Consider the following 26,833-nt stretch of genomic DNA (forward strand, 5'->3'; position numbering starts at 1 on the left):
GTGCAACATGACGACTAAACGTAAACCGTATGTACGGCCAATGACGTCCACCTGGTGGAAAAAATTGCCGTTTTATCGCTTTTACATGCTGCGCGAAGGCACAGCGGTTCCGGCTGTGTGGTTCAGCATTGAACTGATTTTCGGGCTGTTTGCCCTGAAAAATGGCCCGGAAACCTGGGCGGGATTCGTCGACTTTTTACAAAACCCGGTTATCGTGATCATTAACCTGATTACTCTGGCGGCAGCCCTGCTGCACACCAAAACCTGGTTTGAACTGGCACCGAAAGCGGCCAATATCATTGTAAAAGACGAAAAAATGGGACCAGAGCCAATTATCAAAAGTCTCTGGGCGGTAACCGTGGTTGCCACCATCGTAATCCTGTTTGTTGCCCTGTACTGGTAAGGAGCCTGAGATGATTAATCCAAATCCAAAGCGTTCTGACGAGCCGGTATTCTGGGGCCTCTTCGGGGCCGGTGGTATGTGGAGTGCGATCATTGCGCCGGTAATGATCCTGCTGGTTGGCATTCTGCTGCCGCTGGGTCTGTTCCCGGGTGACGCACTGAGCTACGAACGCGTTCTGGCGTTCGCGCAAAGCTTCATTGGTCGCGTATTCCTGTTCCTGATGATCGTCCTGCCGCTGTGGTGTGGTTTACACCGTATGCACCACGCGATGCACGATCTGAAAATTCACGTGCCTGCGGGCAAATGGGTTTTCTACGGTCTGGCTGCTATCCTGACAGTTGTCACGCTGATTGGTATCGTTACAATCTAACGTATCGCCAATGTAAATCCGGCCCGCCTATGGCGGGCCGTTTTGTATGGAAACCAGACCTTATGCTTAAAACGACGCTTTGCGCCTTACTGATTACCGTCTCTTGCTCCACTCTTGCCGCGCCCCACAGCGAACAACAAATCAACGATATTGTGCATCACACTATTACCCCACTTGTTGAGCAACAAAACATCCCCGGCATGGCCGTTGCAGTGATTTATCAGGGTAAGCCTTATTACTTTACCTGGGGCTACGCGGATGTGGCAAAAAAGCGGCCCGTCACGCAGCAAACGTTGTTTGAGTTAGGCTCGGTCAGTAAAACATTTACGGGCGTGCTTGGTGGCGACGCTATTGCTCGAGGGGAAATCAATCTAAACGATCCCGTCACAAAATACTGGCCTGAACTTACCGCTAAACAGTGGAATGGGATCACACTATTACATCTCGCAACCTACACCGCTGGCGGCCTGCCGTTACAGGTGCCGGATGAGGTGAAATCCTCAAGCGACTTGCTGCGCTTCTATCAAAACTGGCAGCCTGCATGGGCGCCAGGAACACAACGTCTGTATGCAAACTCCAGTATCGGTTTGTTCGGCGCACTGGCTGTGAAGCCGTCTGGTTTGAGCTTTGAACAGGCGATGCAAACTCGTGTTTTCCAGCCACTCAAACTCAACCATACGTGGATTAATGTGCCGCCCGCAGAAGAAAAGAACTACGCCTGGGGATATCGCGAAGGTAAGGCAGTGCATGTTTCGCCAGGGGCGCTGGATGCTGAAGCTTACGGTGTAAAATCGACGATTGAAGATATGGCCCGCTGGGTACGAAGCAATATGAATCCCCGTGATATCAACGACAAAACACTTCAGCAAGGGATACAACTGGCACAATCTCGCTACTGGCAAACCGGCGATATGTATCAGGGCCTGGGCTGGGAAATGCTGGACTGGCCGGTAAATCCTGACAGCATCATCAATGGCAGCGACAGTAAAATTGCGCTGGCGACAAGCCCAGTAAAAGCGATTACGCCCCCTGCTCCTGCTGTACGGTCATCATGGGTGCATAAAACAGGTGCGACCGGCGGATTTGGTAGCTATGTCGCGTTTATCCCAGAAAAAGAGCTGGGTATTGTGATGCTGGCTAACAAAAATTATCCTAATCCAGCGAGAGTTACAGCCGCCTGGCAGATTCTCAACGCTCTGCAGTAAAATTTCATCGGGTCCGAATTTTCGGACCTTTTCTTCGCATTTCCTTGCTGTCATCTACACTTAGAAAAAACCAGTAAGGAAACATCTATGCGCCTGCTCCCTCTCGTTGCCGCAGCGACAGCTGCATTTCTGGTGGTTGCCTGTAGTTCTCCCACACCACCGCGTGGCGTGACCGTGGTAAATAATTTCGATACCAAACGCTATCTGGGTACATGGTATGAGATTGCCCGTTTTGATCACCGTTTTGAACGCGGGCTGGAGAAAGTGACCGCGACGTATAGCCTGCGGGATGACGGCGGCCTGAATGTCATTAATAAAGGCTATAACCCAGACAGAGAGATGTGGCAGCAGAGTGAAGGAAAAGCCTACTTTACTGGAGATCCGCGTCGCGCAGCCCTGAAAGTGTCGTTCTTTGGGCCATTCTACGGCGGTTATAATGTCATCGCGCTCGACCGGGAGTACCGCCACGCGCTGGTTTGCGGCCCGGACCGCGACTACCTGTGGATACTCTCTCGCACGCCAACCATTTCTGACGAAGTTAAACAGGAGATGCTGGCAGTCGCAACCCGGGAAGGGTTTGATGTTAGTAAGTTTATTTGGGTACAGCAGCCCGGTAGTTAGTGAGTGCTGAGTTTCAGACCAATAATTCCCACCACAATTAACGCCAGACTCGCCAGGCGCATCGGGTTAGCGGACTCGCCGAGCAGCACAATGCCGGTGATAGCCGCGCCGACTGCGCCAATCCCCGTCCAGACAGCATAAGCCGTCCCTACAGGTAATGACTTCATCGCCCAGGCGAGCAGCGCCATACTGACAATCATCGCCGTCACGGTAATAACACTTGGCGTCAAACGACTAAAGCCGTGGGTATATTTCAGGCCAACAGCCCAGACGACTTCCAGCAACCCAGCAATAAATAAGATAATCCAGGACATATAAAACTCCGGAGAAATGGGGCCGTCCCCGGTGAAAAGAAGCGTTTGCAGGTCGTCCTGCAAAGCTGATGGTTGAACGGATATTTTGCCTGGTGGCAGGGGAATTTCAACTATTACCTTAGTGACTATCGCTGAAAAAATAAACGGCACGACAAACTTGTCGTACCGTTACAGATTGTTGACAAAGTGTCAGTTGTTTATACCGGATGCGGCGTTAACGCCTTATCCAACCTACAAAATCGTTCAAATTCAATATATTGCATGGACTATGTAGGTCTGATAAGCGTAGCGCATCAGGCAATTTTGCCTTTGTCATCAGTATCAACGGCACGACAAAACTGCCGTACCGTTATTGCTTATTGCTGCGCTTTCGTCGCTGCACCAGAAATCGCGTTACCGCCGTCGGAGATATCTTCACCAACGCCACGCGTGGTGTTGCAGGCAGTCAATACTGTTGAAAGCACCAGAACAGAAAAGATCGCTGCAATTGTCTTCTTCACCATAACGTCTTCCTTTTAGGTAATGTTATTTGTGTTTGCCTATAGCAAATTAATAATAGACAACATCACCAAAAATGACGGAAATCTGATGATTTTTCGGAAGTGAAGAATAAATTAGCTGGCAGCGCGGGAGATGGAATTACCGAGATGTTTGATGTCTTCGCCGAAACCGCGAGCGGTGTTACAGCCCGTGAGCAGCGTGCTGGCAAGCAAAACAAGAAGGATAAGGTGTTTCATCATCTCTGACCTGAAAAGTGATGGTGCAGCCAGCAGGCCGCACCACAACCGCATTACTTCACGCGAGATACGTATTCACCAGAGCGGGTATCCACTTTGATGACTTCGCCGATCTGTACGAACAGCGGAACTTTAACCACAGCGCCAGTAGACAGGGTAGCCGGTTTGCCGCCAGTACCTGCGGTATCACCTTTCAGACCCGGATCGGTATCAACGATTTCCAGTTCAACGAAGTTCGGCGGAGTAACGGAGATCGGCTGACCATTCCACAGAGTTACGATGCACTCTGCCTGATCCAGCAGCCATTTAGCGTTGTCGCCAATTGCTTTTGCATCAGCAGACAGCTGCTCGAAAGTTTCGTTGTTCATGAAGTGCCAGAACTCACCGTCGTTGTACAGGTAAGTCAGGTTCATATCGACAACATCAGCGCCTTCAGCGGAATCGGTAGATTTGAAAGTTTTTTCTACGCGAGTGCCAGTCAGCAGACGACGCAGTTTAACGCGAGCGAATGCCTGACCTTTACCTGGTTTCACGAATTCGCTGGCTTCAACCGCGTAAGGTTCGCCATCTAACATGATTTTAAGACCAGCACGAAAATCGTTGCTATAGTACGTTGCCATAAGGCCCTCTGAAATTTGTTAATTGGTAGCTAAGCCACAAAATGGCGCATATTGTAACCCTAAATACCCCATCCAGAGAAGATTGGTTAGCGCAACTTGCCGATGTTGTGACCGATCCTGATGAACTTCTGCGTCTTTTGAATATAGACGCGGACGAAAAACTGTTGGCCGGACGCAGCGCCAAAAAGCTGTTTGCCCTGCGCGTGCCCCGCTCATTTATCGATCGCATGGAGAAAGGCAATCCAGACGATCCACTTTTGCGTCAGGTACTTACCTCGCAAGATGAGTTTGTCGTCGCGCCCGGATTCTCCACCGACCCGCTGGAAGAACAACACAGCGTAGTGCCTGGTTTGTTGCATAAATACCACAACCGGGCGCTATTGCTGGTCAAAGGCGGCTGCGCGGTAAATTGCCGCTATTGCTTCCGTCGCCACTTCCCGTATGCCGAAAATCAGGGCAACAAGCGAAACTGGAAGACGGCACTTGAGTATGTTGCGGCGCATCCGGAACTGGACGAAATTATTTTCTCCGGCGGCGATCCGCTGATGGCGAAAGATCACGAACTGGACTGGTTATTAACGCAACTGGAAGCCATCCCACATATCAAACGTCTGCGTATCCACAGCCGTCTGCCGATTGTGATCCCGGCACGCATCACAGAGGCGCTGGTTGAACGCTTTGCCCGTTCTACGCTGCAAATCTTGCTGGTGAATCACATCAACCACGCCAATGAGGTAGATGAAACGTTCCGTCAGGCGATGGCTAAATTGCGCCGTGTGGGCGTTACTTTGTTGAACCAGAGCGTTCTGTTACGTGGCGTGAATGACAACGCGCAAACGCTGGCAAACCTGAGTAATGCGTTGTTCGATGCGGGCGTGATGCCCTATTACCTGCATGTGCTCGATAAAGTACAGGGCGCGGCGCATTTTATGGTGAGTGATGATGAAGCACGGCAGATCATGCGTGAGTTGCTGACACTGGTGTCGGGATATCTCGTGCCGAAACTGGCGCGTGAGATTGGTGGCGAACCGAGCAAAACGCCGCTGGATCTCCAGCTACGTCAGCAATAACTGATTAACAGGGAAGTTAAACAGAAAATTGCCTGATGCGCTTCGCTTATCAGGCCTACATCGTGCATTGAAACTCAATGAACTGTAGGCCGGATAAGGCGTTTACGCCGCATCCGGCAAGAGCAACGAACACGAGTACAGCGATCTCTCATTAAACAGGGAAGTTTAATCTTTGCCCGTTGCATAACCATTAATTATTCATATGTATTGCTATTTTTATTATTTATATAGCTGACATCAATAATTAACCTTTCTTTTCTGTTTATATAGAGTGAGCACTGCTATTTATGTTATTTTAACAACGATTATTACCAAGCCCATTTATCTGGCTTATAAATTGAAATTAATTATTTTATTGAGAAATGGTTAGGGAGAACCTACATGGCCATAAGCATCAAGGGTGTTAATACCGGTGTTATTCGCAAGAGTAATAATTTCATTGCACTGGCGCTGAAAATAAAAGAGCCTCGCAATAAAGAATCGTTGTTCTTCATGTCTGTAATGGAACTGCGTGACATGCTGATTGCGCTGGAAAGTCGTCTGCATCAAAAGCATAAACTGGATGCTGATGCACGCCTTCAGTATGAGCAAGCTCGCGATAAAGTCATTAAGAAAATGGCAGAAAACATCCCGGAAATTCTGGTTGATGAGCTTAAAAATGCCGATATTAATCGCCGGGTTAACACGCTGGAACTTACCGATAATCAGGGCGAAAATCTTAATTTCGCATTAACGCTACATGATGGCAGCAAATGCGAATTAGTGGTCAATGAGTTGCAGATTGAAATGCTGGCGCGAGCAATCATTCATGCAATTAATAATGCAGAAATGCGTGAACTGGCGTTACGTATTACATCGTTGTTAGATTTCCTGCCGTTATATGATGTCGACTGCCAGGATGATGGTAATCTGGAATATGACACCTATTCCCAACCAGAATGGAAACATAATCTGTTTAGTCATTATCTGGCCGTACTTTATCGCTTTAAAGATGAAGGTGGCAAAGAGCAATTTAGTGGTGCAGTAGTAAAAACGCGTGAAGCGACTGCGGGTAAAGAAGTTGAGGCTATTACACGCCGGATGCTTGATTTCAGTCCTCGACTGAAAAAGCTCGCTGGAGTGCCGTGTCAGGTCTACGTTCGTACTGTGGCAGCCAATAACGCCCAACCACTAACCCAGGATCAATGCCTACGCGCACTGCATCACCTACGCGTTCAATCCATCAGCAAAACTGCACCACAGGCGAAATAATCCCATCTTTGCTAATGCGAGGCTGGAGCCATCCAGCCTGAAATGACTGATAACGTGATCGTTGATCATGCCGGATGCGGCGTAAACGCCTTATCCGGCCTACAAATTCTCAAGCATTCAATCAGTTGCAATGCCTGATGTAGGCCTGATAAGCGAAGCGCATCAGGCAATTATACGTTTGTCACCCAGCCTCTGGATCCCATCAGTTCGGGCACTTATATACCTGACCGATAATCTGGCTGTCAGTCGGGACAAAGCTGGACAACATGCCCTGCGACGGGCTGCTGATACCATAAATCACGTTACCGCCCATTGCTGCCGCCTGGTTGCGCAGATCGTTTGCCGCACCACGCATAGAACCGCCCTCTTCACCGTGTTGTCCGGAAAGCCAGTTACTTTGCTTACCAGTAGCAGTACCTATCAGCTGGCACTCTGCACCTGGTTGCTCGTCCACGATGCGAACGCTCTGTCCGGCAGCGCTCAATTCGTTGCTGGAGCTACAACCCGCCATCAGTAGCGCGGCACCGACAATCCCTGCTAAGTATTTTACGTGCATGTTATTCCCCATAATCAATGAGCTGGACGCAACTCGCGTCGTCCGTGTCTGAATCTTATACTAGAAAGATGACCAAAAGAAAAACCCCCAGACATTTCTGCCCGGGGGTTTCTTTATTTCTGCGAGGTGCAGGGCAATTACATCATGCCGCCCATGCCACCCATGCCGCCCATACCGCCAGCAGCACCTAAGTCAGCTGCATCGTTTTTCGGCAGGTCGGTAACCATGCACTCGGTGGTGATCATCAGGCCAGCCACAGAAGCTGCGTACTGCAGAGCAGAACGAGTTACTTTGGTTGGATCCAGGATACCCATGTCGATCATGTTGCCGTATTCTTCGGTTGCTGCGTTGTAGCCGTAGTTGCCGTCGCCAGCTTTAACGGTGTTAGCAACAACAGACGGTTCTTCACCGCAGTTCAGTACGATCTGACGCAGCGGAGCTTCCATTGCACGCAGTGCAACTTTGATACCCACGTTCTGCTCTTCGTTCTGACCACGCAGGTCAGCCAGTTTAGACGCTACGCGGATCAGCGCAACACCACCACCAGCAACCACGCCTTCTTCTACCGCAGCACGGGTCGCGTGCAGGGCGTCTTCAACGCGTGCTTTTTTCTCTTTCATTTCAACTTCGGTAGCAGCACCAACTTTGATAACTGCAACGCCGCCTGCCAGTTTCGCTACGCGCTCCTGCAGTTTTTCACGGTCGTAGTCAGAAGTTGCTTCTTCAATCTGCTGACGGATCTGAGCAACACGGCCCTGAATTGCAGCTTCTTCACCCACGCCATCGATGATGGTGGTGGTGTCTTTGTTGATCACAACACGTTTAGCCTGACCCAGGTCTTCCAGGGTTGCTTTTTCCAGCTCCATACCAATCTCTTCAGAGATTACGGTACCGCCAGTCAGGGTTGCGATATCCTGCAGCATAGCTTTACGGCGATCGCCGAAGCCCGGAGCTTTAACCGCAGCGACTTTCACAATGCCACGCATGGTGTTAACAACCAGAGTTGCCAGCGCTTCGCCTTCAACATCTTCAGCGATGATCAGCAGCGGTTTGCCTGCTTTTGCAACGGCTTCCAGAACCGGCAGCATTTCGCGGATGTTGGAGATTTTCTTGTCAGCCAGCAGGATGAACGGGCTTTCCAGTTCTACTGCACCAGTTTCCGGCTTGTTGATGAAGTAAGGAGACAGGTAGCCACGGTCGAACTGCATACCTTCAACCACGTCCAGTTCGTCCTGCAGACCAGTACCGTCTTCAACGGTGATAACGCCTTCTTTACCGACTTTGTCCATCGCTTCAGCGATCAGTTTACCTACGGTTTCGTCGGAGTTAGCGGAGATAGTACCAACCTGAGCAATCGCTTTAGAGTCGGAGCACGGTACGGACAGCGCTTTCAGTTCTTCAACTGCAGCAGTAACGGCTTTGTCGATACCACGTTTCAGGTCCATCGGGTTCATGCCCGCGGCAACAGCTTTCAGGCCTTCAGTAATGATAGCCTGAGCCAGTACGGTTGCGGTGGTGGTACCGTCGCCTGCAGTGTCGTTCGCTTTAGAGGCAACTTCTTTCACCATCTGCGCACCCATGTTTTCGAACTTGTCTTCCAGTTCGATTTCACGAGCCACGGAAACACCATCTTTGGTGATGGTCGGTGCACCGAAAGATTTATCCAGAACTACGTTACGGCCTTTCGGACCGAGGGTAACTTTCACTGCATCTGCCAGTACGTTTACGCCGCGCAGCATTTTCACACGAGCGTCGTTACCGAATTTTACGTCTTTAGCTGCCATTATCTTTATTCCTTAAATTCGTATGTTCAGTGTCGTGCGCGGATTACGCTTCAACAATTGCCAGAATGTCGCTTTCGGACATGATCAACACTTCTTCATTGTCGATCTTCTCAGACTTCACACCGTAGCCATCATTGAAAATTACGATGTCGCCAACTTTCACGTCCAGCGGCTTCACTTCACCATTTTCAAGGATGCGGCCATTGCCAACAGCCAGCACTTCGCCACGGGTAGATTTAGCCGCTGCAGAGCCGGTCAGAACGATGCCGCCAGCAGATTTAGTTTCAACTTCTTTACGCTTGACGATCACGCGATCATGCAATGGACGAATATTCATTGATAACTCTCCTTTGAGAAAGTCCGTATCTGTTATGGGTGACGCCGGACCTTACGTGGTTTCCCGGCTGGTGACCAGTGAAATGGGGATGGGCTTCTCCCCCTTCAAGGGGGCAAATGAAAAAAAATTCTGATCAGTACAAAATCGGGTAAAAATCCTGATTCACATCACATTTCATCGCAATTTATCCATCGCCGCCATACGCGAATCTGATTGTGCTACCATCGAGATCCTGCGCAGTTGCCCAAATTTTGGGCACAATTGGACATTAACCCATGAGTGGACTCAAACAAGAACTGGGACTGGCCCAGGGGATCGGCCTGTTATCAACCTCATTATTAGGCACGGGCGTGTTTGCCGTTCCCGCATTAGCAGCCCTGCTAGCGGGCAATACCAGCCTGTGGGCGTGGCCCGTTTTGATTATCTTAGTGTTCCCGATTGCAATCGTCTTTGCGCTGCTGGGTCGCCACTATCCCAGTGCGGGCGGCGTCGCGCACTTCGTTGGCATAGCGTTTGGCTCGCGGCTTGAGCGAGTCACTGGCTGGCTATTTTTATCGGTCATTCCCGTGGGCCTGCCCGCTGCACTACAAATTGCCGCCGGCTTTGGCCAGGCAATGTTTGGCTGGCATAGTTGGCAACTGTTGTTGGCAGAACTTGGTACGCTGGCGCTGGTGTGGTACATCGGCACTCGCGGAGCCAGTTCCAGTGCCAATCTACAAACGGTGATTGCCGGGCTTATCGTCGCGCTGATTGTCGCTATCTGGTGGGCGGGCGATATCAAACCTGCGAATATCCCCTTCCCGGCACCTGGTAATATAGAACTTTCCGGGTTGTTTGCTGCGTTATCGGTGATGTTCTGGTGTTTTGTCGGTCTGGAGGCATTTGCCCATCTCGCCTCGGAATTTAAAAATCCAGAGCGTGATTTTCCCCGCGCTCTGATGATTGGTCTGTTGCTGGCAGGATTAGTCTATTGGGGCTGTACGGTTGTCGTCTTACACTTCGACGCCTACGGTGAAAAAATGGCGGCGGCAGCATCGCTTCCAAAAATTGTGGTGCAGCTGTTCGGTGTAGGAGCGTTGTGGATTGCCTGCGTGATTGGCTATCTGGCCTGCTTTGCCAGTCTCAACATTTATATACAGAGCTTCGCCCGATTAGTCTGGTCGCAGGCGCAACACAATCCTGACCACTGCCTGGCACGCCTCTCTTCTCGTCATATCCCGACTAATGCCCTTAATGCCGTACTCGGCTGTTGCGTGGTGAGCACGTTGGCGATCCATATGTTAGAGATCAATCTGGACGCACTTATCATCTATGCCAATGGCATCTTTATTATGATTTACCTGTTATGCATGATGGCAGGCTGTAAATTATTGCAAGGACGTTATCGACTACTGGCGGTAATTGGCGGGCTGTTATGCCTTCTGTTACTGGCGATGGTCGGCTGGAAAAGTTTATATGCCCTGATCATGCTGGCGGGGTTATGGCTATTTCTGCCAAAACGAAAAACGCCGGAAAATGGCATAACCACATAATCCGGCGTTTCGTCATTAATCCTGGCGATCGTCTTTATGATCAAGGCGGTCGCGGTCATCATCCTTTCGCTGGTACTCACCATCAAAAGTATTACCGCCACCAGTCCCGGCGCTAAATCCGCCGCCCGGCATACGGGAAAAGCGCAAATGCGGCATCAACTTCACTGTCAGATGCTTTTGCACTGGCGGTAATAAAAGAAGAAGACCGAGGAAATCGGTGAAAAAGCCCGGTAATAAAAGCAGCAAACCGGCAATGATCAACGAAACACTTTTAATCATTTCCGCCGCTGGGTTTTCTCCCGCCGCCATTTTTTGTTGCATCAGCACAAAATTCTTAAAGCCCTGATTACGTACCAGTGACATACCAATAACTGAGGTGAATATAACCAGCACGAGGGTCAGCAATACCCCCAGGACATGAGCAACCTGAATAAAGATTGAAATCTCAATATAGACATAAAGGAAAACGGCAATTAAAGGTAACCAGCGCAAAGGTTTCTCCTGTAATAGCAACCAGTTAAATCTGGTCGCCTGAATGGGTTGCGAATCGCGTTTAGCTTATATTGTGGTCATTAGCAAAATTTCAAGATGTTTGCGCAACTATTTTTGGTAGTAATCCCAAAGCGGTGATCTATTTCACAAATTAATAATTAAGGGGTAAAAACCGACACTTAAAGTGATCCAGATTACGGTAGAAATCCTCAAGCAGCATATGATCCCAGGTATTCGGCCGATGCAGGGGATAATCGTCGGTCGAAAAACATTCGAAACCACATATATTCTGTGTGTTTACAGCAAATCATTGGCAGCTTGAAAAAGAAGGTTCACATGTCAAACAACATTCGTATCGAAGAAGATCTGTTGGGTACCAGGGAAGTTCCAGCTGATGCCTACTATGGTGTTCACACTCTGAGAGCGATTGAAAACTTCTATATCAGCAACAACAAAATCAGCGATATTCCTGAATTTGTTCGCGGTATGGTAATGGTTAAAAAAGCCGCAGCTATGGCAAACAAAGAGCTGCAAACCATTCCTAAAAGTGTAGCGAATGCAATCATTGCCGCATGTGATGAAGTCCTGAACAACGGAAAATGCATGGATCAGTTCCCGGTAGACGTCTACCAGGGCGGCGCAGGTACTTCCGTAAACATGAACACCAACGAAGTGCTGGCCAATATCGGTCTGGAACTGATGGGTCACCAGAAAGGTGAATATCAGTACCTGAACCCGAACGACCACGTTAACAAATGTCAGTCCACTAACGACGCCTACCCGACCGGTTTCCGCATCGCGGTTTACTCTTCTCTGATTAAACTGGTAGATGCTATTAACCAACTGCGTGAAGGCTTTGAACGTAAAGCTGTCGAATTCCAGGACATCCTGAAAATGGGTCGTACCCAGCTGCAGGACGCAGTACCGATGACCCTCGGTCAGGAATTCCGCGCTTTCAGCATCCTGCTGAAAGAAGAAGTGAAAAACATCGAACGTACCGCTGAACTGCTGCTGGAAGTTAACCTCGGCGCAACTGCAATCGGTACTGGCCTGAACACGCCGAAAGAGTACTCTCCGCTGGCAGTGAAAAAACTGGCTGAAGTCACTGGCTTCCCATGCGTACCTGCTGAAGACCTGATCGAAGCGACCTCTGACTGCGGCGCTTACGTTATGGTTCATGGCGCGCTGAAACGCATGGCTGTGAAGATGTCCAAAATCTGTAACGACCTGCGCTTGCTCTCTTCTGGCCCACGTGCCGGCCTGAACGAGATCAACCTGCCGGAACTGCAGGCGGGCTCTTCCATCATGCCAGCTAAAGTAAACCCAGTTGTTCCGGAAGTGGTTAACCAGGTTTGCTTCAAAGTCATCGGTAACGACATCACTGTTACCATGGCAGCAGAAGCGGGTCAGCTGCAGCTGAACGTTATGGAGCCGGTCATTGGCCAGGCCATGTTTGAATCCGTTCACATTCTGACCAACGCTTGCTACAACCTGCTGGAAAAATGCGTTAACGGCATCACTGCTAACAAAGAAGTGTGCGAAGGTTACGTTTACAACTCTATCGGTATCGTCACTTACCTGAACCCATTCATCGGCCACCACAACGGTGACATCGTGGGTAAAATCTGTGCCGAAACCGGTAAGAGTGTACGTGAAGTCGTTCTGGAGCGCGGTCTGTTGACTGAAGCAGAACTAGACGATATTTTCTCCGTACAGAACCTGATGCATCCGGCTTACAAAGCAAAACGCTATACTGATGAAAGCGAACAGTAATCGTACAGGGTAGTACAAATAAAAGAGGCACGTCAGACGACGTGCCTTTTTTCTTGTGAGCAGTAACTTAAAAACAACAACCTGATATCAACTTGTTAAAAAACAAGGAAGGCTAATATGCTAGTTGTAGAACTCATCATCGTTTTGCTGGCGATCTTCTTGGGCGCCAGATTAGGGGGAATTGGTATTGGTTTTGCAGGTGGACTGGGGGTGCTGGTTCTTGCCGCTATCGGCGTCAAGCCTGGTAACATCCCATTCGATGTCATTTCCATTATCATGGCGGTTATCGCTGCTATTTCTGCTATGCAGGTTGCTGGCGGTCTGGACTATCTGGTTCACCAGACAGAAAAGCTGCTGCGCCGTAACCCGAAATACATCACGATCCTTGCACCGATCGTAACCTATTTCCTGACCATCTTTGCTGGTACCGGCAACATCTCTCTGGCAACACTGCCAGTTATCGCTGAAGTTGCGAAGGAACAAGGCGTTAAACCTTGCCGTCCGCTGTCTACTGCAGTGGTATCCGCGCAGATTGCGATCACCGCATCGCCAATCTCTGCGGCGGTGGTTTACATGTCTTCCGTGATGGAAGGTCATGGCATCAGCTACCTGCATCTGCTCTCTGTGGTCATCCCGTCTACCCTGCTGGCAGTTCTGGTGATGTCCTTCCTGGTAACCATGCTTTTCAACTCAAAACTGTCTGACGATCCGATTTATCGCAAGCGTCTGGAAGAAGGTCTGGTTGAACTGCGCGGTGAGAAGCAGATTGAAATCAAATCCGGTGCAAAAACGTCCGTCTGGCTGTTCCTGCTGGGCGTAGTTGGCGTGGTAATCTATGCGATTATCAACAGCCCGAGCATGGGCCTGGTTGAAAAACCGCTGATGAACACCACTAACGCTATCCTGATTATCATGTTGAGCGTTGCAACCCTGACCACTGTTCTTTGCAAAGTGGACACCGACAACATCCTCAACTCCAGCACCTTCAAAGCAGGTATGAGCGCCTGTATTTGTATCCTGGGTGTTGCATGGCTGGGCGATACTTTCGTTTCCAACAACATCGACTGGATCAAAGATACCGCTGGTGAAGTCATTCAGGGCCATCCGTGGCTGCTGGCTGTTATCTTCTTCTTTGCTTCTGCTCTGCTGTACTCTCAGGCTGCAACTGCAAAAGCACTGATGCCGATGGCTCTGGCGCTGAACGTTTCTCCACTGACCGCTGTAGCTTCTTTCGCAGCCGTGTCTGGTCTGTTCATTCTGCCGACCTACCCGACGCTGGTTGCTGCGGTACAGATGGATGACACGGGTACCACTCGTATCGGTAAATTCGTCTTCAACCATCCGTTCTTTATCCCAGGTACTCTGGGTGTTGCCCTGGCCGTTTGCTTCGGCTTCTTGCTGGGCAGCGTGATGCTGTAATGACAAATCGCGGGGCGTTCACGCCCCGCTTTCTTTCCCGCCGACTAACATCCTTTCCCCGTCCGTTGTATAGTGACCTCTCTCTTGCGGTTCCATCTGTTCTTGCGAGGTGTTTATGCTTGATGAAAAAAGTTCGAATACCGCGTCCGTCGTGGTGTTGTGCACCGCGCCGGATGAAGCGACGGCCCAGGAATTAGCCGCCAAAGTGTTGGCGGAAAAACTGGCGGCCTGCGCAACCTTGATTCCTGGCGCTACCTCTCTCTATTACTGGGAAGGTAAACTGGAACAGGAATACGAAGTGCAGATGATTTTAAAAACCACCGTATCTCACCAGCAGGCACTGCTGGAATGCCTGAAGTCTCATCATCCGTATCAAACCCCGGAGCTTCTGGTTTTACCTGTTACACACGGAGACACAGATTACCTCTCATGGCTCAACGCATCTTTACGCTGATCCTGCTACTTTGCAGCACTTCCGTTTTTGCCGGATTATTCGACGCGCCGGGGCGCTCACAATTTGTCCCCGCGGATCAAGCCTTTGCTTTTGATTTTCAGCAAAACCAACATGAGCTTAATCTGAGCTGGCAGATCAAAGACGGTTACTATCTTTACCGTAAACAGATCCGCATTACGCCGGAACAAGCGAAAATTGCCGACGTGCAGCTGCCCCAGGGCGTCTGGCATGAAGATGAGTTTTACGGCAAAAGCGAGATTTACCGCGAGCGGCTGACGCTTCCTGTGACCATCAACCAGGCAAGTGCTGGTGCGACATTGACTGTCACCTACCAGGGCTGTGCTGACGCCGGTTTTTGTTATCCGCCAGAAACCAAAACCGTTCCGTTAAGCGAAGTGGTCACTAACAACGCAACGCCACCGTCTGCATCAGTTCCGCAGCAAGAGCAGCCCGTCGCGCAATTGCCCTTTTCCGCGCTCTGGGCGTTGTTGATTGGTATCGGTATCGCCTTCACGCCATGTGTACTGCCGATGTACCCTCTAATTTCCGGTATCGTGCTGGGTGGTAAACAGCGGCTATCCACCGCCAGAGCATTGTTGCTGACTTTTATTTATGTGCAGGGGATGGCGCTCACCTACACGGCGCTGGGTCTGGTGGTTGCCGCCGCAGGGTTACAGTTCCAGGCAGCGCTACAGCATCCTTACGTGCTTATCGGCCTCGCTATCGTCTTTACCTTGCTGGCAATGTCGATGTTTGGCTTGTTTACCCTGCAACTCCCCTCTTCGCTGCAAACGCGCCTCACGCTAATGAGCAATCGCCAACAAGGTGGCTCGCCCGGCGGTGTGTTTGTTATGGGGGCGATTGCCGGGCTGATCTGTTCACCATGCACCACCGCACCGCTTAGCGCGATTCTGCTGTATATCGCCCAAAGCGGAAACATGTGGCTGGGCGGCGGCACGCTTTATCTCTATGCACTGGGCATGGGCCTGCCGCTGATGCTAATTACCGTCTTTGGTAACCGCCTGCTGCCGAAAAGCGGCCCGTGGATGGAACAGGTCAAAACCGCATTTGGTTTTGTGATCCTCGCACTGCCGGTCTTCCTGCTGGAGCGTGTGATTGGTGATGTCTGGGGATTACGCTTGTGGTCGGCGCTGGGTGTCGCGTTCTTTGGCTGGGCCTTTATCACCAGCTTACAGGCCAAACGCGGCTGGATGCGTATTGTGCAAATTATCCTGCTGGCGGCAGCATTGGTTAGCGTGCGCCCACTCCAGGATTGGGCATTTGGCGCGACGCATACCGCGCAAACTCAGGCGCATCTCAACTTTACACAAATCAAAACGGTAGATGAGTTAAATCAGGCACTCGCTGAAGCCAAAGGCAAACCGGTGATGTTAGATCTCTATGCCGACTGGTGCGTCGCCTGTAAAGAGTTTGAGAAATACACCTTCAGCGACCCGCAGGTGCAAAAAGCGTTAGCAGACACGGTCTTACTTCAGGCCAACGTCACAGCCAACGACGCACAAGATGTGGCGCTGTTAAAGCATCTTAATGTCCTTGGCTTACCGACAATTCTCTTTTTTGACGGACAAGGCCAGGAGCATCCACAAGCGCGCGTCACGGGCTTTATGGATGCAGAAACCTTCAGCGCACATTTGCGCGATCGCCAACCGTGAACGACACTTCAGTGGGAAAGACGGAGGAAAATAGCGTGCAACGTGAAGATGTACTGGGAGAAGCCCTGAAATTATTAGAATTACAAGGGATTGCCAACACCACGCTGGAGATGGTTGCTGAACGTGTGGATTATCCACTGGACGAGCTGCGCCGCTTCTGGTCAGACAAAGAGGCGATCCTCTACGATGCCCTGCGCTATCTTAGCCAACAGATAGATGTCTGGCGTCGTCAGCTGATGCTGGACGAAACGCAAACCGCCGAACAAAAGCTGCTGGCGCGTTATCAGGCGCTATCGGAGTGCGTTAAAAACAACCGCTATCCGGGCTGTCTGTTTATCGCTGCCTGTACGTTTTATCCCGATCCTGGCCACCCTATTCATCAATTGGCCGATCAGCAAAAAAGCGCGGCCTACGACTTTACCCACGAACTGTTAACCACGCTGGAAGTGGACGATCCGGCGATGGTAGCAAAGCAGATGGAACTGGTGCTGGAAGGTTGTTTAAGCCGAATGCTGGTGAATCGTAGCCAGGCGGATGTCGATACCGCACATCGGCTGGCGGAAGATATCCTGCGCTTCGCTCGCTGCCGCCAGGGTGGCGCACTGACCTGACAGAAACACAGAAAAGAAGCGATTTGCCGCAATCTTAAGCAGTTGAATCGCTTTTACTGAAATTAGGTTGACGAGATGTGCAGATTACGGTTTAATGCGCCCCGTTGCCCGGATAGCTCAGTCGGTAGAGCAGGGGATTGAAAATCCCCGTGTCCTTGGTTCGATTCCGAGTCCGGGCACCAAATTCATATAAACGGACCTCCACGGAGGTCCGTTTTTCGTTTCAGGACGCGACAATTTTACCGTTCTTCCTCCAAATCACTCCCACCAAACTCAACCAAATTCTCCCCACATCACCAGCATTTTGCGGGTATCCCCCTGTTTGAGAAAATTTGTCCCGGAGCTATGACACTGACTGACGCAAAATGTCGTGCGACCCCGTAATGCTGTTGAACGTCAAATGACGTCATCAGGAGCGTAACGCATCCATAAACAGAACGCCGACAGATGAGATTTCCTGGATGCGAACAAAGAGAAATGTATCAGTCCGTTTGATCATGCAAAGACTAACAGTCCATTAAAATAGTAAGCGTTCCAGGCAATTTTCCGGGGATTATTTTCTGAACGTTTTCTTTGGCAAAGATCATCAATCCTGGTGGTAAGGCAAATTACTTCTGATTCTCATTAAAGTCATTTCGTAAGGCGATGTAATCAAGAGGTTTACGGCTGGTAAAAATAACGTCTCACATTCACCGGTAATATGTAAACACATCCATCTATAGATGGTAAAAATAGGTTATGGCAATTATCATTGCACCATTCCCTTTTCGAATGAGTTTTTATTATGCAACAACCTGTAGTTCGCGTTGGCGAGTGGCTTGTTACTCCGTCCATAAACCAAATTAGTCGCAATGGGCGTCAACTTACCCTTGAGCCGAGACTAATCGATCTTCTGGTTTTCTTTGCTCAACACAGTGGCGAAGTACTTAGCAGAGATGAACTTATCGATAATGTCTGGAAGAGAAGTATTGTTACCAATCACGTTGTAACGCAGAGTATCTCAGAACTGCGTAAGTCATTAAAAGATAATGATGAAGATAGTCTTGTCTATATCGCTACTGTACCAAAGCGCGGTTATAAATTAATGGTGCCGGTTATCTGGTACAGCGAAGAGGAGGGAGAAGAAATAATGCAATCTTCGCCTCCCCCTATACCAGAGGCGATTCCTGACACAGATTCCCCTTCCCACAGTCTTAACATTCAAAACACCGCAACGCCACCTGAACAATCCCCAGTTAAAAGCAAACGATTCACTACCTTTTGGGTATGGTTTTTTTTCCTGTTGTCGTTAGGTATCTGTGTAGCACTGGTGGCGTTTTCCAGTCTTGAAACGCGTCTTCCTATGAGTAAATCGCGTATTTTGCTCAATCCACGCGATATTGACATTAATATGGTGAATAAGAGTTGTAACAGCTGGACTTCCCCGTATCAGCTCTCTTACGCGATAGGCGTGGGTGATTTGGTGGCTACGTCACTTAATACCTTCTCCACTTTTATGGTTCATGACAAAATCAACTACAACATTGATGAACCGAGCAGTTCCGGTAAAACATTATCTATTGCGTTTGTTAATCAGCGCCAATACCGCGCTCAACAGTGCTTTATGTCGGTGAAATTGGTAGACAATGCAGATGGTTCGACCATGCTGGATAAACGTTATGTCATCACTAACGGTAATCAGCTGGCGATTCAAAATGATTTACTGGAGAGTTTGTCAAAAGCGTTAAATCAACCGTGGCCACAACGAATGCAGGAGATGCTCCAACAAATTTTGCCTCATCGTGGTGCGTTATTAACTAATTTTTATCAGGCACATGATTATTTAATGCATGGTGATGATAAATCATTGAACCGTGCCAGTGAGTTATTAGGTGAGATTGTTCAATCATCTCCCGAATTTACCTACGCGAGAGCAGAGAAAGCATTAGTTGATATAGTACGTCATTCTCAGCATCCTTTAGATGAAAAACAATTAGCAGCACTGAACACAGAAATTGATAACATTGCTACACTGCCAGGAATGAATAATCTGGCCATTCTCTATCAAATAAAAGCGGTCAGTGCTCTGACAAAAGGGAAAACAGACGAATCTTATCAGGCGATAAATACTGGCATTGACCTTGAAATGTCCTGGCTAAATTATGTGTTGCTTGGCAAAGTTTATGAGATGAAGGGGATGAACCGAGAAGCTGCTGATGCATATCTCACCGCCTTTAATTTACGCCCGGGAGCAAACACCCTTTACTGGATTGAAAATGGCATATTCCAGACTTCTGTTTCTTATGTTGTTCCTTATCTCGACAAATTTCTCGCGTCAGAATAAACAAATCCTGGGTTGATTCATTCGCGGGGATTTTTAGCGTTAAACGCTTGTATATTTATTGACGCAACATGTTGCAGCAATTTATTTGCTGCATAATTTTTTATTACATAAATTTAACCAGCAACTTTCTCGTAATTCATTGTAAATATTGAATGTTTATCTTTTCATGATATCAACTTGCGATTCTGATCTGTTAATGAAGAGCTAAAATCCTCACTGACATAAACTTTTGTATTATTTCACCTAATCTTTAGGATTAATCTTTTTTTTTGAGTAGTCTTGTCGCCAGTTTGGTCTGGTCAGTAAATAGTTATACATCATGACCCGGACTCCAAATTCTAAAATGAAATTAGGAGAAGAGCATGAGTTCTGCCAAGAAGATTGGGCTATTTGCCTGTACCGGTGTTGTTGCCGGTAATATGATGGGGAGCGGTATTGCATTATTACCTGCGAACCTTGCAAGTATCGGTGGTATTGCTATCTGGGGTTGGATCATCTCTATTATTGGTGCAATGTCGCTGGCTTATGTATATGCCCGACTGGCAACAAAGAACCCGCAACAAGGTGGCCCAATTGCTTATGCTGGAGAAATTTCCCCTGCATTTGGTTTTCAGACAGGTGTTCTTTATTACCATGCTAACTGGATTGGTAACCTGGCGATTGGTATTACCGCTGTATCTTATCTTTCCACCTTCTTCCCAGTATTAAATGATCCTGTTCCGGCGGGTATCGCTTGTATTGCTATCGTCTGGGTATTTACCTTTGTAAATATGCTCGGCGGTACCTGGGTAAGCCGTTTAACCACTATTGGCCTGGTGCTGGTTCTTATTCCTGTGGTTATGACTGCTATTGTTGGCTGGCATTGGTTTGATGCTGCAACTTATGCAGCTAACTGGAATACTGCGGGTACCACTGATGGTCATGCGATCATTAAAAGTATTCTGCTCTGCCTGTGGGCCTTCGTGGGTGTTGAATCCGCAGCTGTAAGTACTGGTATGGTTAAAAACCCGAAACGTACCGTTCCACTGGCAACCATGCTGGGTACTGGTTTAGCAGGTATTGTTTACATTGCTGCGACTCAGGTGCTTTCCGGTATGTATCCGTCTTCTGTAATGGCAGCTTCCGGTGCTCCGTTTGCAATCAGTGCTTCAACTATCCTCGGTAACTGGGCTGCGCCGCTGGTTTCTGCATTCACCGCCTTTGCGTGCCTGACTTCTCTGGGCTCCTGGATGATGCTGGTAGGCCAGGCAGGTGTACGTGCCGCTAACGACGGTAACTTCCCGAAAATTTATGGTGAAGTCGACAGCAACGGTATTCCGAAAAAAGGTCTGCTGCTGGCTGCAGTGAAAATGACTGCCCTGATGATCCTCATCACTCTGATGAACTCTGCCGGTGGTAAAGCATCTGACCTGTTCGGTGAACTGACCGGTATCGCAGTACTGCTGACTATGCTGCCGTACTTCTACTCTTGCGTTGACCTGATTCGTTTTGAAGGCGTTAACATCCGCAACTTTGTCAGCCTTATCTGCTCTGTACTGGGTTGCGTGTTCTGCTTCATCGCTCTGATGGGCGCAAGCTCCTTCGAGCTGGCAGGTACCTTCATCGTCAGCCTGATTATCCTGATGTTCTACGCTCGCAAAATGCACGAGCGCCAGAGCCACTCGATGGATAACCACACAGCATCTAACGCACATTAATTAAAAGTATTTTCCGAGGCTCCTCCTTTCATTTTGTCCCATGTGTTGGGAGGGGCCTTTTTTACCTGGAGATATGACTATGAACGTTATTGCAATATTGAATCACATGGGGGTTTATTTTAAAGAAGAACCCATCCGTGAACTTCATCGCGCGCTTGAACGTCTGAACTTCCAGATTGTTTACCCGAACGACCGTGACGACTTATTAAAACTGATCGAAAACAATGCGCGTCTGTGCGGCGTTATTTTTGACTGGGATAAATATAATCTCGAGTTGTGCGAAGAAATTAGCAAAATGAACGAGAACCTGCCGTTGTACGCGTTCGCTAATACATATTCCACACTCGATGTAAGCCTGAACGATCTGCGTTTACAGATTAGCTTCTTTGAATATGCGCTGGGTGCTGCTGATGATATTGCTAACAAGATCAAGCAGACCACTGACGAATATATCAACACTATTCTGCCTCCGCTGACCAAAGCGCTGTTTAAATATGTTCGTGAAGGTAAATATACTTTCTGTACTCCTGGTCACATGGGCGGTACTGCATTCCAGAAAAGCCCGGTAGGTAGCCTGTTCTATGATTTCTTTGGTCCGAACACCATGAAATCTGATATTTCCATTTCAGTATCTGAACTGGGTTCCCTGCTGGATCACAGCGGTCCACACAAAGAAGCAGAACAGTATATCGCTCGCGTCTTTAACGCAGACCGCAGCTACATGGTGACCAACGGTACTTCCACTGCGAACAAAATTGTTGGTATGTACTCTGCTCCGGCAGGCAGCACCATTCTGATTGACCGTAACTGCCACAAATCGCTGACCCATCTGATGATGATGAGCGATGTTACGCCAATCTATTTCCGCCCGACCCGTAACGCTTACGGTATTCTTGGCGGTATCCCACAGAGTGAATTCCAGCACGCAACCATTGCTAAGCGCGTTAAAGAAACACCAAACGCAACCTGGCCGGTACATGCCGTAATTACCAACTCTACCTATGATGGTCTGCTGTACAACACCGACTTCATCAAGAAAACGCTGGATGTGAAATCCATCCACTTTGACTCCGCGTGGGTGCCTTACACCAACTTCTCACCGATTTACGAAGGTAAATGCGGTATGAGCGGTGGCCGTGTCGAAGGGAAAGTGATTTACGAAACCCAGTCCACTCACAAACTGCTGGCGGCGTTCTCTCAGGCTTCCATGATCCACGTTAAAGGTGACGTAAACGAAGAAACCTTTAACGAAGCCTACATGATGCACACCACCACTTCTCCGCACTACGGTATCGTGGCTTCCACTGAAACTGCTGCGGCGATGATGAAAGGTAATGCCGGTAAACGCCTGATCGACGGTTCCATTGAACGTGCGATCAAGTTCCGTAAAGAGATCAAACGTCTGAGAACAGAATCTGATGGCTGGTTCTTTGATGTATGGCAGCCGGATCATATCGATACTACTGAATGCTGGCCGCTGCGTTCTGACAGCACCTGGCACGGCTTCAAAAACATCGATAACGAGCACATGTATCTTGACCCGATCAAAGTCACTCTGCTGACTCCGGGGATGGAAAAAGACGGCACCATGAGCGACTTTGGTATTCCGGCCAGCATCGTGGCGAAATACCTCGACGAACATGGCATCGTTGTTGAGAAGACCGGTCCGTATAACCTGCTGTTCCTGTTCAGCATCGGTATTGATAAGACCAAAGCACTGAGCCTGCTGCGTGCTCTGACTGACTTCAAACGTGCGTTCGACCTGAACCTGCGTGTGAAAAACATGCTGCCGTCTCTGTATCGTGAAGATCCTGAATTCTATGAAAACATGCGTATTCAGGAACTGGCACAGAATATCCACAAACTGATTGTTCACCACAATCTGCCGGATCTGATGTATCGCGCATTTGAAGTGCTGCCGACTATGGTAATGACTCCGTATGCTGCGTTCCAGAAAGAGCTGCACGGTATGACCGAAGAAGTTTACCTCGACGAAATGGTAGGTCGTATTAACGCCAATATGATCCTTCCGTATCCGCCGGGAGTTCCTCTGGTAATGCCGGGTGAAATGATCACCGAAGAAAGCCGTCCGGTTCTGGAGTTCCTGCAGATGCTGTGTGAAATCGGCGCTCACTATCCGGGCTTTGAAACCGATATTCACGGTGCATACCGTCAGGCTGATGGCCGCTATACCGTTAAGGTATTGAAAGAAGAAGGCAAAAAATAATTAGCTAGTACAAGGGAAGTGGCTTGCCACTTCCCTTTTTTGCTCATAAGGAGAACACATGAAAACACCCTCACAGCCGCGCGCGATATACTATATCGTGGCGATCCAGATCTGGGAGTACTTCAGTTTTTACGGCATGCGTGCCTTACTCATTCTCTATCTCACCCATCAGCTTGGTTTTGATGATAACCATGCCATCAGCCTGTTCAGCGCATACGCTTCTTTGGTTTACGTTACCCCTATTCTCGGCGGCTGGCTTGCCGACCGCCTGCTCGGCAACCGCACTGCAGTGATTGCCGGCGCGCTGTTAATGACCCTTGGCCATGTGGTGCTGGGCATTGATACAAATTCAACCTTTAGCCTGTATCTGGCGCTGGCAATCATTATTTGTGGCTACGGTTTATTCAAATCAAACATCAGCTGTTTGCTTGGCGAGCTCTACGACGAGAACGATCATCGACGTGATGGCGGTTTTTCGCTGCTGTATGCCGCGGGCAATATCGGTTCTATCGCAGCCCCCATCGCCTGCGGCCTGGCTGCTCAGTGGTATGGATGGCATGTTGGCTTTGCCCTTGCGGGTGGCGGCATGTTTATCGGTTTGTTGATTTTCTTAAGTGGTCATCGTCATTTCCAGTCCACGCGTAGTATGGATAAAAAAGCGCTCACTCGCGTCAAATTTGCCTTACCGGTATGGAGCTGGTTAGTGGTGATGCTCTGTTTAGCCCCAGTATTTTTTACCCTGCTGCTGGAGAACGACTGGTCCGGATATTTGCTGGCAATTGTTTGCCTTATTGCTGCACAAATCATTGCCCGCATGATGATCAAATTCCCCGAACACCGCCGTGCTCTTTGGCAAATTGTATTGTTGATGTTTGTCGGGACGTTGTTCTGGGTACTGGCACAACAGGGCGGCAGTACCATCAGCTTGTTTATCGATCGCTTTGTGAATCGTCAGGCATTCAATATTGAAGTACCTACAGCACTATTCCAGTCGGTGAATGCAATTGCGGTGATGCTCGCTGGGGTTGTTCTGGCCTGGCTGGCGTCGCCAGAAAGCCGCGGCAATTCAACATTGCGCGTCTGGCTGAAGTTTGCCTTTGGCTTACTGCTGATGGCTTGTGGCTTTATGTTGTTGGCATTTGATGCCCGACATGCAGCGGCTGACGGTCAAGCGTCAATGGGCGTGATGATATCCGGGCTGGCGCTAATGGGCTTTGCCGAACTCTTTATTGACCCGGTGGCGATTGCGCAAATCACGCGTCTGAAAATGTCTGGCGTATTAACCGGTATTTATATGCTGGCAACAGGCGCGGTCGCCAACTGGCTGGCAGGCGTCGTGGCACAGCAGACGACAGAGACGCAAATTAGCGGTATGGCAATTGCAGCTTACCAGCGATTCTTTTCTCAGATGGGAGAGTGGACGTTGGCTTGTGTCGCGATCATCGTCGTATTGGCCTTTGCTACCCGTTTTCTGTTTAGCACGCCGACGAATATGATACAGGAAAGCAACGATTAACTGCTGTAAAAACAATTAGTTATGAATAAATTGCCTTTCAGTTAATCACTCTGGCAAATCCAGATTAATAAGATATTTAAACCATTTTTATGGTGATTTATTAGTGATATCAACTTGAGGTAAGCGTTGGTTTAGATAAGATAAACTGAGTTATTAATAGTCGAGGCAGATAATACAGTGTACCGATCTGTCTCTTTATCTACGCTAAATTGAAAGCTGGATTAAGAGGAACCAAAATGTCTGAACAAGAAACACAGGGAGCCAATGAGGCTATTGATTTTAACGATGAAATGAGAAATCGTCGCGAAAAACTGGCAGCACTGCGTCAGCAAGGTGTGGCGTTTCCCAATGATTTTCGCCGCAACCATACCTCTGACCAGTTGCACGAAGAGTTTGATGCGAAGGATAACCAGGAACTGGAATCCTTAAACATTGAAGTCTCGGTTGCTGGCCGAATGATGACCCGTCGTATCATGGGGAAAGCCTCCTTTGTAACATTGCAGGATGTAGGTGGCCGTATTCAACTGTACGTTGCACGAGATAGCCTGCCAGAAGGTGTTTATAACGATCAGTTTAAAAAATGGGACCTGGGTGACATTATCGGTGCCCGCGGTACGCTGTTTAAGACGCAAACGGGTGAGCTTTCCATTCACTGTACTGAGTTACGCCTGCTGACTAAAGCACTACGTCCTTTACCAGATAAATTCCATGGTCTGCAGGATCAGGAAGTCCGTTATCGTCAACGTTATCTGGACCTCATCGCTAACGATAAATCCCGTCAAACGTTTGTTGTCCGTTCAAAAATTCTGGCCGCTATCCGCCAGTTCATGGTCGCGCGCGGCTTTATGGAAGTAGAAACCCCGATGATGCAGGTAATTCCAGGTGGGGCATCTGCTCGCCCGTTTATTACCCATCATAATGCTCTGGATTTAGATATGTATCTGCGTATCGCGCCGGAGCTGTATCTGAAACGTCTGGTTGTAGGTGGTTTTGAACGGGTATTCGAAATCAACCGTAACTTCCGTAATGAAGGTATTTCTGTTCGTCATAATCCTGAGTTCACGATGATGGAACTCTACATGGCGTATGCGGATTACCACGATTTGATTGAACTGACAGAGTCACTGTTCCGCACCCTGGCACAAGAGGTACTGGGTACCACTAAAGTCACTTATGGCGAGCATGTGTTTGATTTCGGCAAACCGTTTGAAAAACTCACCATGCGCGAAGCAATCAAAAAATATCGTCCAGAAACTGAGATGGCCGACCTGGATAATTTTGATGCCGCTAAAGCATTAGCTGAATCTATCGGTATTACAGTAGAGAAAAGCTGGGGGCTGGGACGTATTGTCACCGAAATCTTTGATGAAGTTGCAGAAGCACATCTGATTCAGCCAACCTTTATTACTGAGTATCCGGCAGAAGTGTCACCGCTGGCGCGCCGTAATGATGTTAACCCGGAAATCACCGACCGTTTTGAATTCTTCATCGGTGGTCGTGAAATCGGTAATGGTTTTAGCGAATTAAACGATGCAGAAGATCAGGCTGAACGTTTCCAGGAACAGGTTAACGCCAAAGCTGCAGGTGACGACGAAGCGATGTTCTACGACGAAGATTACGTGACTGCGCTGGAGTATGGTCTACCGCCAACCGCAGGTCTGGGAATTGGTATCGACCGAATGATTATGCTGTTTACTAACAGTCATACTATTCGCGACGTTATTCTCTTCCCGGCGATGCGTCCACAGAAATAAGTTTCACTTTAATGAACGAAGCAGCCAGGCGACTGCTTCGTTCGTCGTTCCGCAAATCAATTTTTGAGGAGAGACGCTTCGTTTCAAGATAACC

General features: G+C 48.9%; 25 protein-coding genes and 1 tRNA gene. 18 read left to right on the forward strand and 8 right to left on the reverse strand.

From position 1 onward, the window contains the following. Positions 1-7 precede the first annotated feature (7 nt). The 4 genes from frdC to blc all read left to right on the forward strand — a co-directional run bounded on the left by frdC (position 8) and on the right by blc (position 2,599). Entirely contained in the window at positions 8-403 is a 396-nt protein-coding gene (frdC, locus tag FEK47_RS22330; RefSeq protein ID WP_001568431.1) for a fumarate reductase subunit FrdC, read from the forward strand. Positions 404-413: 10 nt separating this feature from the next. Further along, the gene (gene frdD / locus FEK47_RS22335; protein WP_001299198.1) at positions 414-773 is read left to right on the forward strand and encodes a fumarate reductase subunit FrdD; all 360 of its coding nucleotides are present in this window, start codon (positions 414-416) and stop codon (positions 771-773) included. Between the two features lie 62 nt (positions 774-835). Then, entirely contained in the window at positions 836-1,978 is a 1,143-nt protein-coding gene (locus FEK47_RS22340) for a BlaEC family class C beta-lactamase (RefSeq protein ID WP_135486762.1), read from the forward strand. 87 nt (positions 1,979-2,065) lie between these two features. Continuing rightward, positions 2,066-2,599: a lipocalin Blc gene (blc, locus tag FEK47_RS22345; protein ID WP_130205963.1), complete on the forward strand. Its 534-nt coding sequence runs from the start codon at positions 2,066-2,068 to the stop codon at positions 2,597-2,599. On the opposite strand, the gene sugE is transcribed toward blc, so the two are convergent. The 4 genes from sugE to efp form a co-directional block, all read right to left on the reverse strand. Further along, positions 2,596-2,913: a quaternary ammonium compound efflux SMR transporter SugE gene (sugE, locus tag FEK47_RS22350; RefSeq protein WP_130205961.1), complete on the reverse strand. Its 318-nt coding sequence runs from the start codon at positions 2,911-2,913 to the stop codon at positions 2,596-2,598. The genes blc and sugE overlap by 4 nt on opposite strands. A gap of 356 nt (positions 2,914-3,269) precedes the next feature. Further along, positions 3,270-3,416 carry a lipoprotein toxin entericidin B gene (gene ecnB / locus FEK47_RS22360; RefSeq protein ID WP_000239596.1) on the reverse strand — a complete coding sequence of 49 codons (147 nt, stop codon included), beginning with the start codon at positions 3,414-3,416 and terminating at the stop codon, positions 3,270-3,272. 111 nt (positions 3,417-3,527) lie between these two features. Next, a complete protein-coding gene (gene ecnA / locus FEK47_RS22365; RefSeq protein WP_135486764.1) occupies positions 3,528-3,653 on the reverse strand; it encodes a lipoprotein antitoxin entericidin A in 126 nt (41 codons plus the stop codon). A gap of 50 nt (positions 3,654-3,703) precedes the next feature. Further along, the gene (gene efp, locus FEK47_RS22370; protein WP_000257278.1) at positions 3,704-4,270 is read right to left on the reverse strand and encodes an elongation factor P; all 567 of its coding nucleotides are present in this window, start codon (positions 4,268-4,270) and stop codon (positions 3,704-3,706) included. A gap of 41 nt (positions 4,271-4,311) precedes the next feature. On the opposite strand from efp, the gene epmB reads away from it, so the two are divergent. Both epmB and FEK47_RS22380 read left to right on the forward strand, forming a co-directional pair. After that, positions 4,312-5,340, forward strand: a complete 1,029-nt coding sequence (gene epmB, locus FEK47_RS22375; protein WP_130221786.1) for an EF-P beta-lysylation protein EpmB — start codon at positions 4,312-4,314, stop codon at positions 5,338-5,340. 381 nt (positions 5,341-5,721) lie between these two features. Then, on the forward strand, positions 5,722-6,591 hold the full coding sequence (locus FEK47_RS22380) for a YjeJ family protein (RefSeq protein WP_138183377.1): 870 nt from the start codon (positions 5,722-5,724) through the stop codon (positions 6,589-6,591). Between the two features lie 202 nt (positions 6,592-6,793). Here FEK47_RS22380 and FEK47_RS22385 read toward each other — a convergent pair whose 3' ends face one another. From FEK47_RS22385 to FEK47_RS22395, 3 genes are all read right to left on the reverse strand, one after another. After that, positions 6,794-7,147 carry a DUF4156 domain-containing protein gene (locus FEK47_RS22385; RefSeq protein ID WP_000558209.1) on the reverse strand — a complete coding sequence of 118 codons (354 nt, stop codon included), beginning with the start codon at positions 7,145-7,147 and terminating at the stop codon, positions 6,794-6,796. 137 nt (positions 7,148-7,284) lie between these two features. Further along, on the reverse strand, positions 7,285-8,931 hold the full coding sequence (gene groL / locus FEK47_RS22390) for a chaperonin GroEL (protein WP_000729132.1): 1,647 nt from the start codon (positions 8,929-8,931) through the stop codon (positions 7,285-7,287). 43 nt (positions 8,932-8,974) lie between these two features. Next, a complete protein-coding gene (locus FEK47_RS22395; RefSeq protein ID WP_001026276.1) occupies positions 8,975-9,268 on the reverse strand; it encodes a co-chaperone GroES in 294 nt (97 codons plus the stop codon). A 275-nt stretch (positions 9,269-9,543) separates the two neighbouring features. Between FEK47_RS22395 and yjeH the strand changes: the two genes are divergently transcribed. Beyond that, positions 9,544-10,800, forward strand: coding sequence for an L-methionine/branched-chain amino acid transporter (gene yjeH / locus FEK47_RS22400; protein WP_135486765.1), 1,257 nt, complete (start codon positions 9,544-9,546; stop codon positions 10,798-10,800). A 15-nt stretch (positions 10,801-10,815) separates the two neighbouring features. Here the strand turns inward: yjeH and FEK47_RS22405 are convergent, their stop codons facing one another. Beyond that, complete coding sequence (locus FEK47_RS22405; protein WP_135385148.1) at positions 10,816-11,292, reverse strand: FxsA family protein; 477 nt, start codon at positions 11,290-11,292, stop codon at positions 10,816-10,818. 336 nt (positions 11,293-11,628) lie between these two features. Between FEK47_RS22405 and aspA the strand changes: the two genes are divergently transcribed. The 11 genes from aspA (at position 11,629) to lysS (ending at position 26,739) form a co-directional block, all read left to right on the forward strand. Then, positions 11,629-13,065: an aspartate ammonia-lyase gene (aspA, locus tag FEK47_RS22410; protein ID WP_130205949.1), complete on the forward strand. Its 1,437-nt coding sequence runs from the start codon at positions 11,629-11,631 to the stop codon at positions 13,063-13,065. 117 nt (positions 13,066-13,182) lie between these two features. Further along, positions 13,183-14,484 carry an anaerobic C4-dicarboxylate transporter DcuA gene (gene dcuA, locus FEK47_RS22415; protein ID WP_130216753.1) on the forward strand — a complete coding sequence of 434 codons (1,302 nt, stop codon included), beginning with the start codon at positions 13,183-13,185 and terminating at the stop codon, positions 14,482-14,484. A 115-nt stretch (positions 14,485-14,599) separates the two neighbouring features. Further along, positions 14,600-14,938: a divalent cation tolerance protein CutA gene (gene cutA, locus FEK47_RS22420; RefSeq protein WP_064525746.1), complete on the forward strand. Its 339-nt coding sequence runs from the start codon at positions 14,600-14,602 to the stop codon at positions 14,936-14,938. After that, positions 14,914-16,611 (forward strand): protein-disulfide reductase DsbD, encoded by a 1,698-nt coding sequence (gene dsbD / locus FEK47_RS22425; RefSeq protein ID WP_135486766.1) that lies wholly within the window; start codon positions 14,914-14,916, stop codon positions 16,609-16,611. Before cutA ends, dsbD begins: the two co-directional genes overlap by 25 nt. 35 nt (positions 16,612-16,646) lie before the next feature. Then, positions 16,647-17,222, forward strand: coding sequence for a transcriptional regulator (locus FEK47_RS22430; RefSeq protein ID WP_135486767.1), 576 nt, complete (start codon positions 16,647-16,649; stop codon positions 17,220-17,222). A 106-nt stretch (positions 17,223-17,328) separates the two neighbouring features. After that, positions 17,329-17,404 (forward strand) — tRNA-Phe (locus FEK47_RS22435). A gap of 602 nt (positions 17,405-18,006) precedes the next feature. Further along, a complete protein-coding gene (gene cadC, locus FEK47_RS22440) occupies positions 18,007-19,545 on the forward strand; it encodes a lysine decarboxylation/transport transcriptional activator CadC (RefSeq protein WP_130216757.1) in 1,539 nt (512 codons plus the stop codon). Between the two features lie 362 nt (positions 19,546-19,907). Next, positions 19,908-21,242, forward strand: a complete 1,335-nt coding sequence (cadB, locus tag FEK47_RS22445; protein ID WP_130216759.1) for a cadaverine/lysine antiporter — start codon at positions 19,908-19,910, stop codon at positions 21,240-21,242. Positions 21,243-21,321: 79 nt separating this feature from the next. Continuing rightward, the gene (gene cadA / locus FEK47_RS22450; RefSeq protein WP_130216761.1) at positions 21,322-23,469 is read left to right on the forward strand and encodes a lysine decarboxylase CadA; all 2,148 of its coding nucleotides are present in this window, start codon (positions 21,322-21,324) and stop codon (positions 23,467-23,469) included. Positions 23,470-23,527: 58 nt separating this feature from the next. After that, positions 23,528-24,985, forward strand: a complete 1,458-nt coding sequence (dtpC, locus tag FEK47_RS22455; RefSeq protein ID WP_135486768.1) for a dipeptide/tripeptide permease DtpC — start codon at positions 23,528-23,530, stop codon at positions 24,983-24,985. 236 nt (positions 24,986-25,221) lie between these two features. After that, a complete protein-coding gene (lysS, locus tag FEK47_RS22460) occupies positions 25,222-26,739 on the forward strand; it encodes a lysine--tRNA ligase (protein ID WP_135486769.1) in 1,518 nt (505 codons plus the stop codon). Positions 26,740-26,833 lie beyond the last annotated feature (94 nt).

Source organism: Escherichia sp. E3659, from assembly GCF_005781135.1.
Lineage (GTDB): Bacteria > Pseudomonadota > Gammaproteobacteria > Enterobacterales > Enterobacteriaceae > Escherichia.

Coding starts and splice junctions, on each gene's coding strand:
- frdC (WP_001568431.1), top strand. CDS start 8: ATGACGACTAAACGTAAACCGTATGTACGGCCAATGACGTCCACCTGG.
- frdD (WP_001299198.1), top strand. CDS start 414: ATGATTAATCCAAATCCAAAGCGTTCTGACGAGCCGGTATTCTGGGGC.
- FEK47_RS22340 (WP_135486762.1), top strand. CDS start 836: ATGCTTAAAACGACGCTTTGCGCCTTACTGATTACCGTCTCTTGCTCC.
- blc (WP_130205963.1), top strand. CDS start 2,066: ATGCGCCTGCTCCCTCTCGTTGCCGCAGCGACAGCTGCATTTCTGGTG.
- sugE (WP_130205961.1), bottom strand. CDS start 2,913: ATGTCCTGGATTATCTTATTTATTGCTGGGTTGCTGGAAGTCGTCTGG.
- ecnB (WP_000239596.1), bottom strand. CDS start 3,416: ATGGTGAAGAAGACAATTGCAGCGATCTTTTCTGTTCTGGTGCTTTCA.
- ecnA (WP_135486764.1), bottom strand. CDS start 3,653: ATGATGAAACACCTTATCCTTCTTGTTTTGCTTGCCAGCACGCTGCTC.
- efp (WP_000257278.1), bottom strand. CDS start 4,270: ATGGCAACGTACTATAGCAACGATTTTCGTGCTGGTCTTAAAATCATG.
- epmB (WP_130221786.1), top strand. CDS start 4,312: ATGGCGCATATTGTAACCCTAAATACCCCATCCAGAGAAGATTGGTTA.
- FEK47_RS22380 (WP_138183377.1), top strand. CDS start 5,722: ATGGCCATAAGCATCAAGGGTGTTAATACCGGTGTTATTCGCAAGAGT.
- FEK47_RS22385 (WP_000558209.1), bottom strand. CDS start 7,147: ATGCACGTAAAATACTTAGCAGGGATTGTCGGTGCCGCGCTACTGATG.
- groL (WP_000729132.1), bottom strand. CDS start 8,931: ATGGCAGCTAAAGACGTAAAATTCGGTAACGACGCTCGTGTGAAAATG.
- FEK47_RS22395 (WP_001026276.1), bottom strand. CDS start 9,268: ATGAATATTCGTCCATTGCATGATCGCGTGATCGTCAAGCGTAAAGAA.
- yjeH (WP_135486765.1), top strand. CDS start 9,544: ATGAGTGGACTCAAACAAGAACTGGGACTGGCCCAGGGGATCGGCCTG.
- aspA (WP_130205949.1), top strand. CDS start 11,629: ATGTCAAACAACATTCGTATCGAAGAAGATCTGTTGGGTACCAGGGAA.
- dcuA (WP_130216753.1), top strand. CDS start 13,183: ATGCTAGTTGTAGAACTCATCATCGTTTTGCTGGCGATCTTCTTGGGC.
- cutA (WP_064525746.1), top strand. CDS start 14,600: ATGCTTGATGAAAAAAGTTCGAATACCGCGTCCGTCGTGGTGTTGTGC.
- dsbD (WP_135486766.1), top strand. CDS start 14,914: ATGGCTCAACGCATCTTTACGCTGATCCTGCTACTTTGCAGCACTTCC.
- cadC (WP_130216757.1), top strand. CDS start 18,007: ATGCAACAACCTGTAGTTCGCGTTGGCGAGTGGCTTGTTACTCCGTCC.
- cadB (WP_130216759.1), top strand. CDS start 19,908: ATGAGTTCTGCCAAGAAGATTGGGCTATTTGCCTGTACCGGTGTTGTT.
- cadA (WP_130216761.1), top strand. CDS start 21,322: ATGAACGTTATTGCAATATTGAATCACATGGGGGTTTATTTTAAAGAA.
- dtpC (WP_135486768.1), top strand. CDS start 23,528: ATGAAAACACCCTCACAGCCGCGCGCGATATACTATATCGTGGCGATC.
- lysS (WP_135486769.1), top strand. CDS start 25,222: ATGTCTGAACAAGAAACACAGGGAGCCAATGAGGCTATTGATTTTAAC.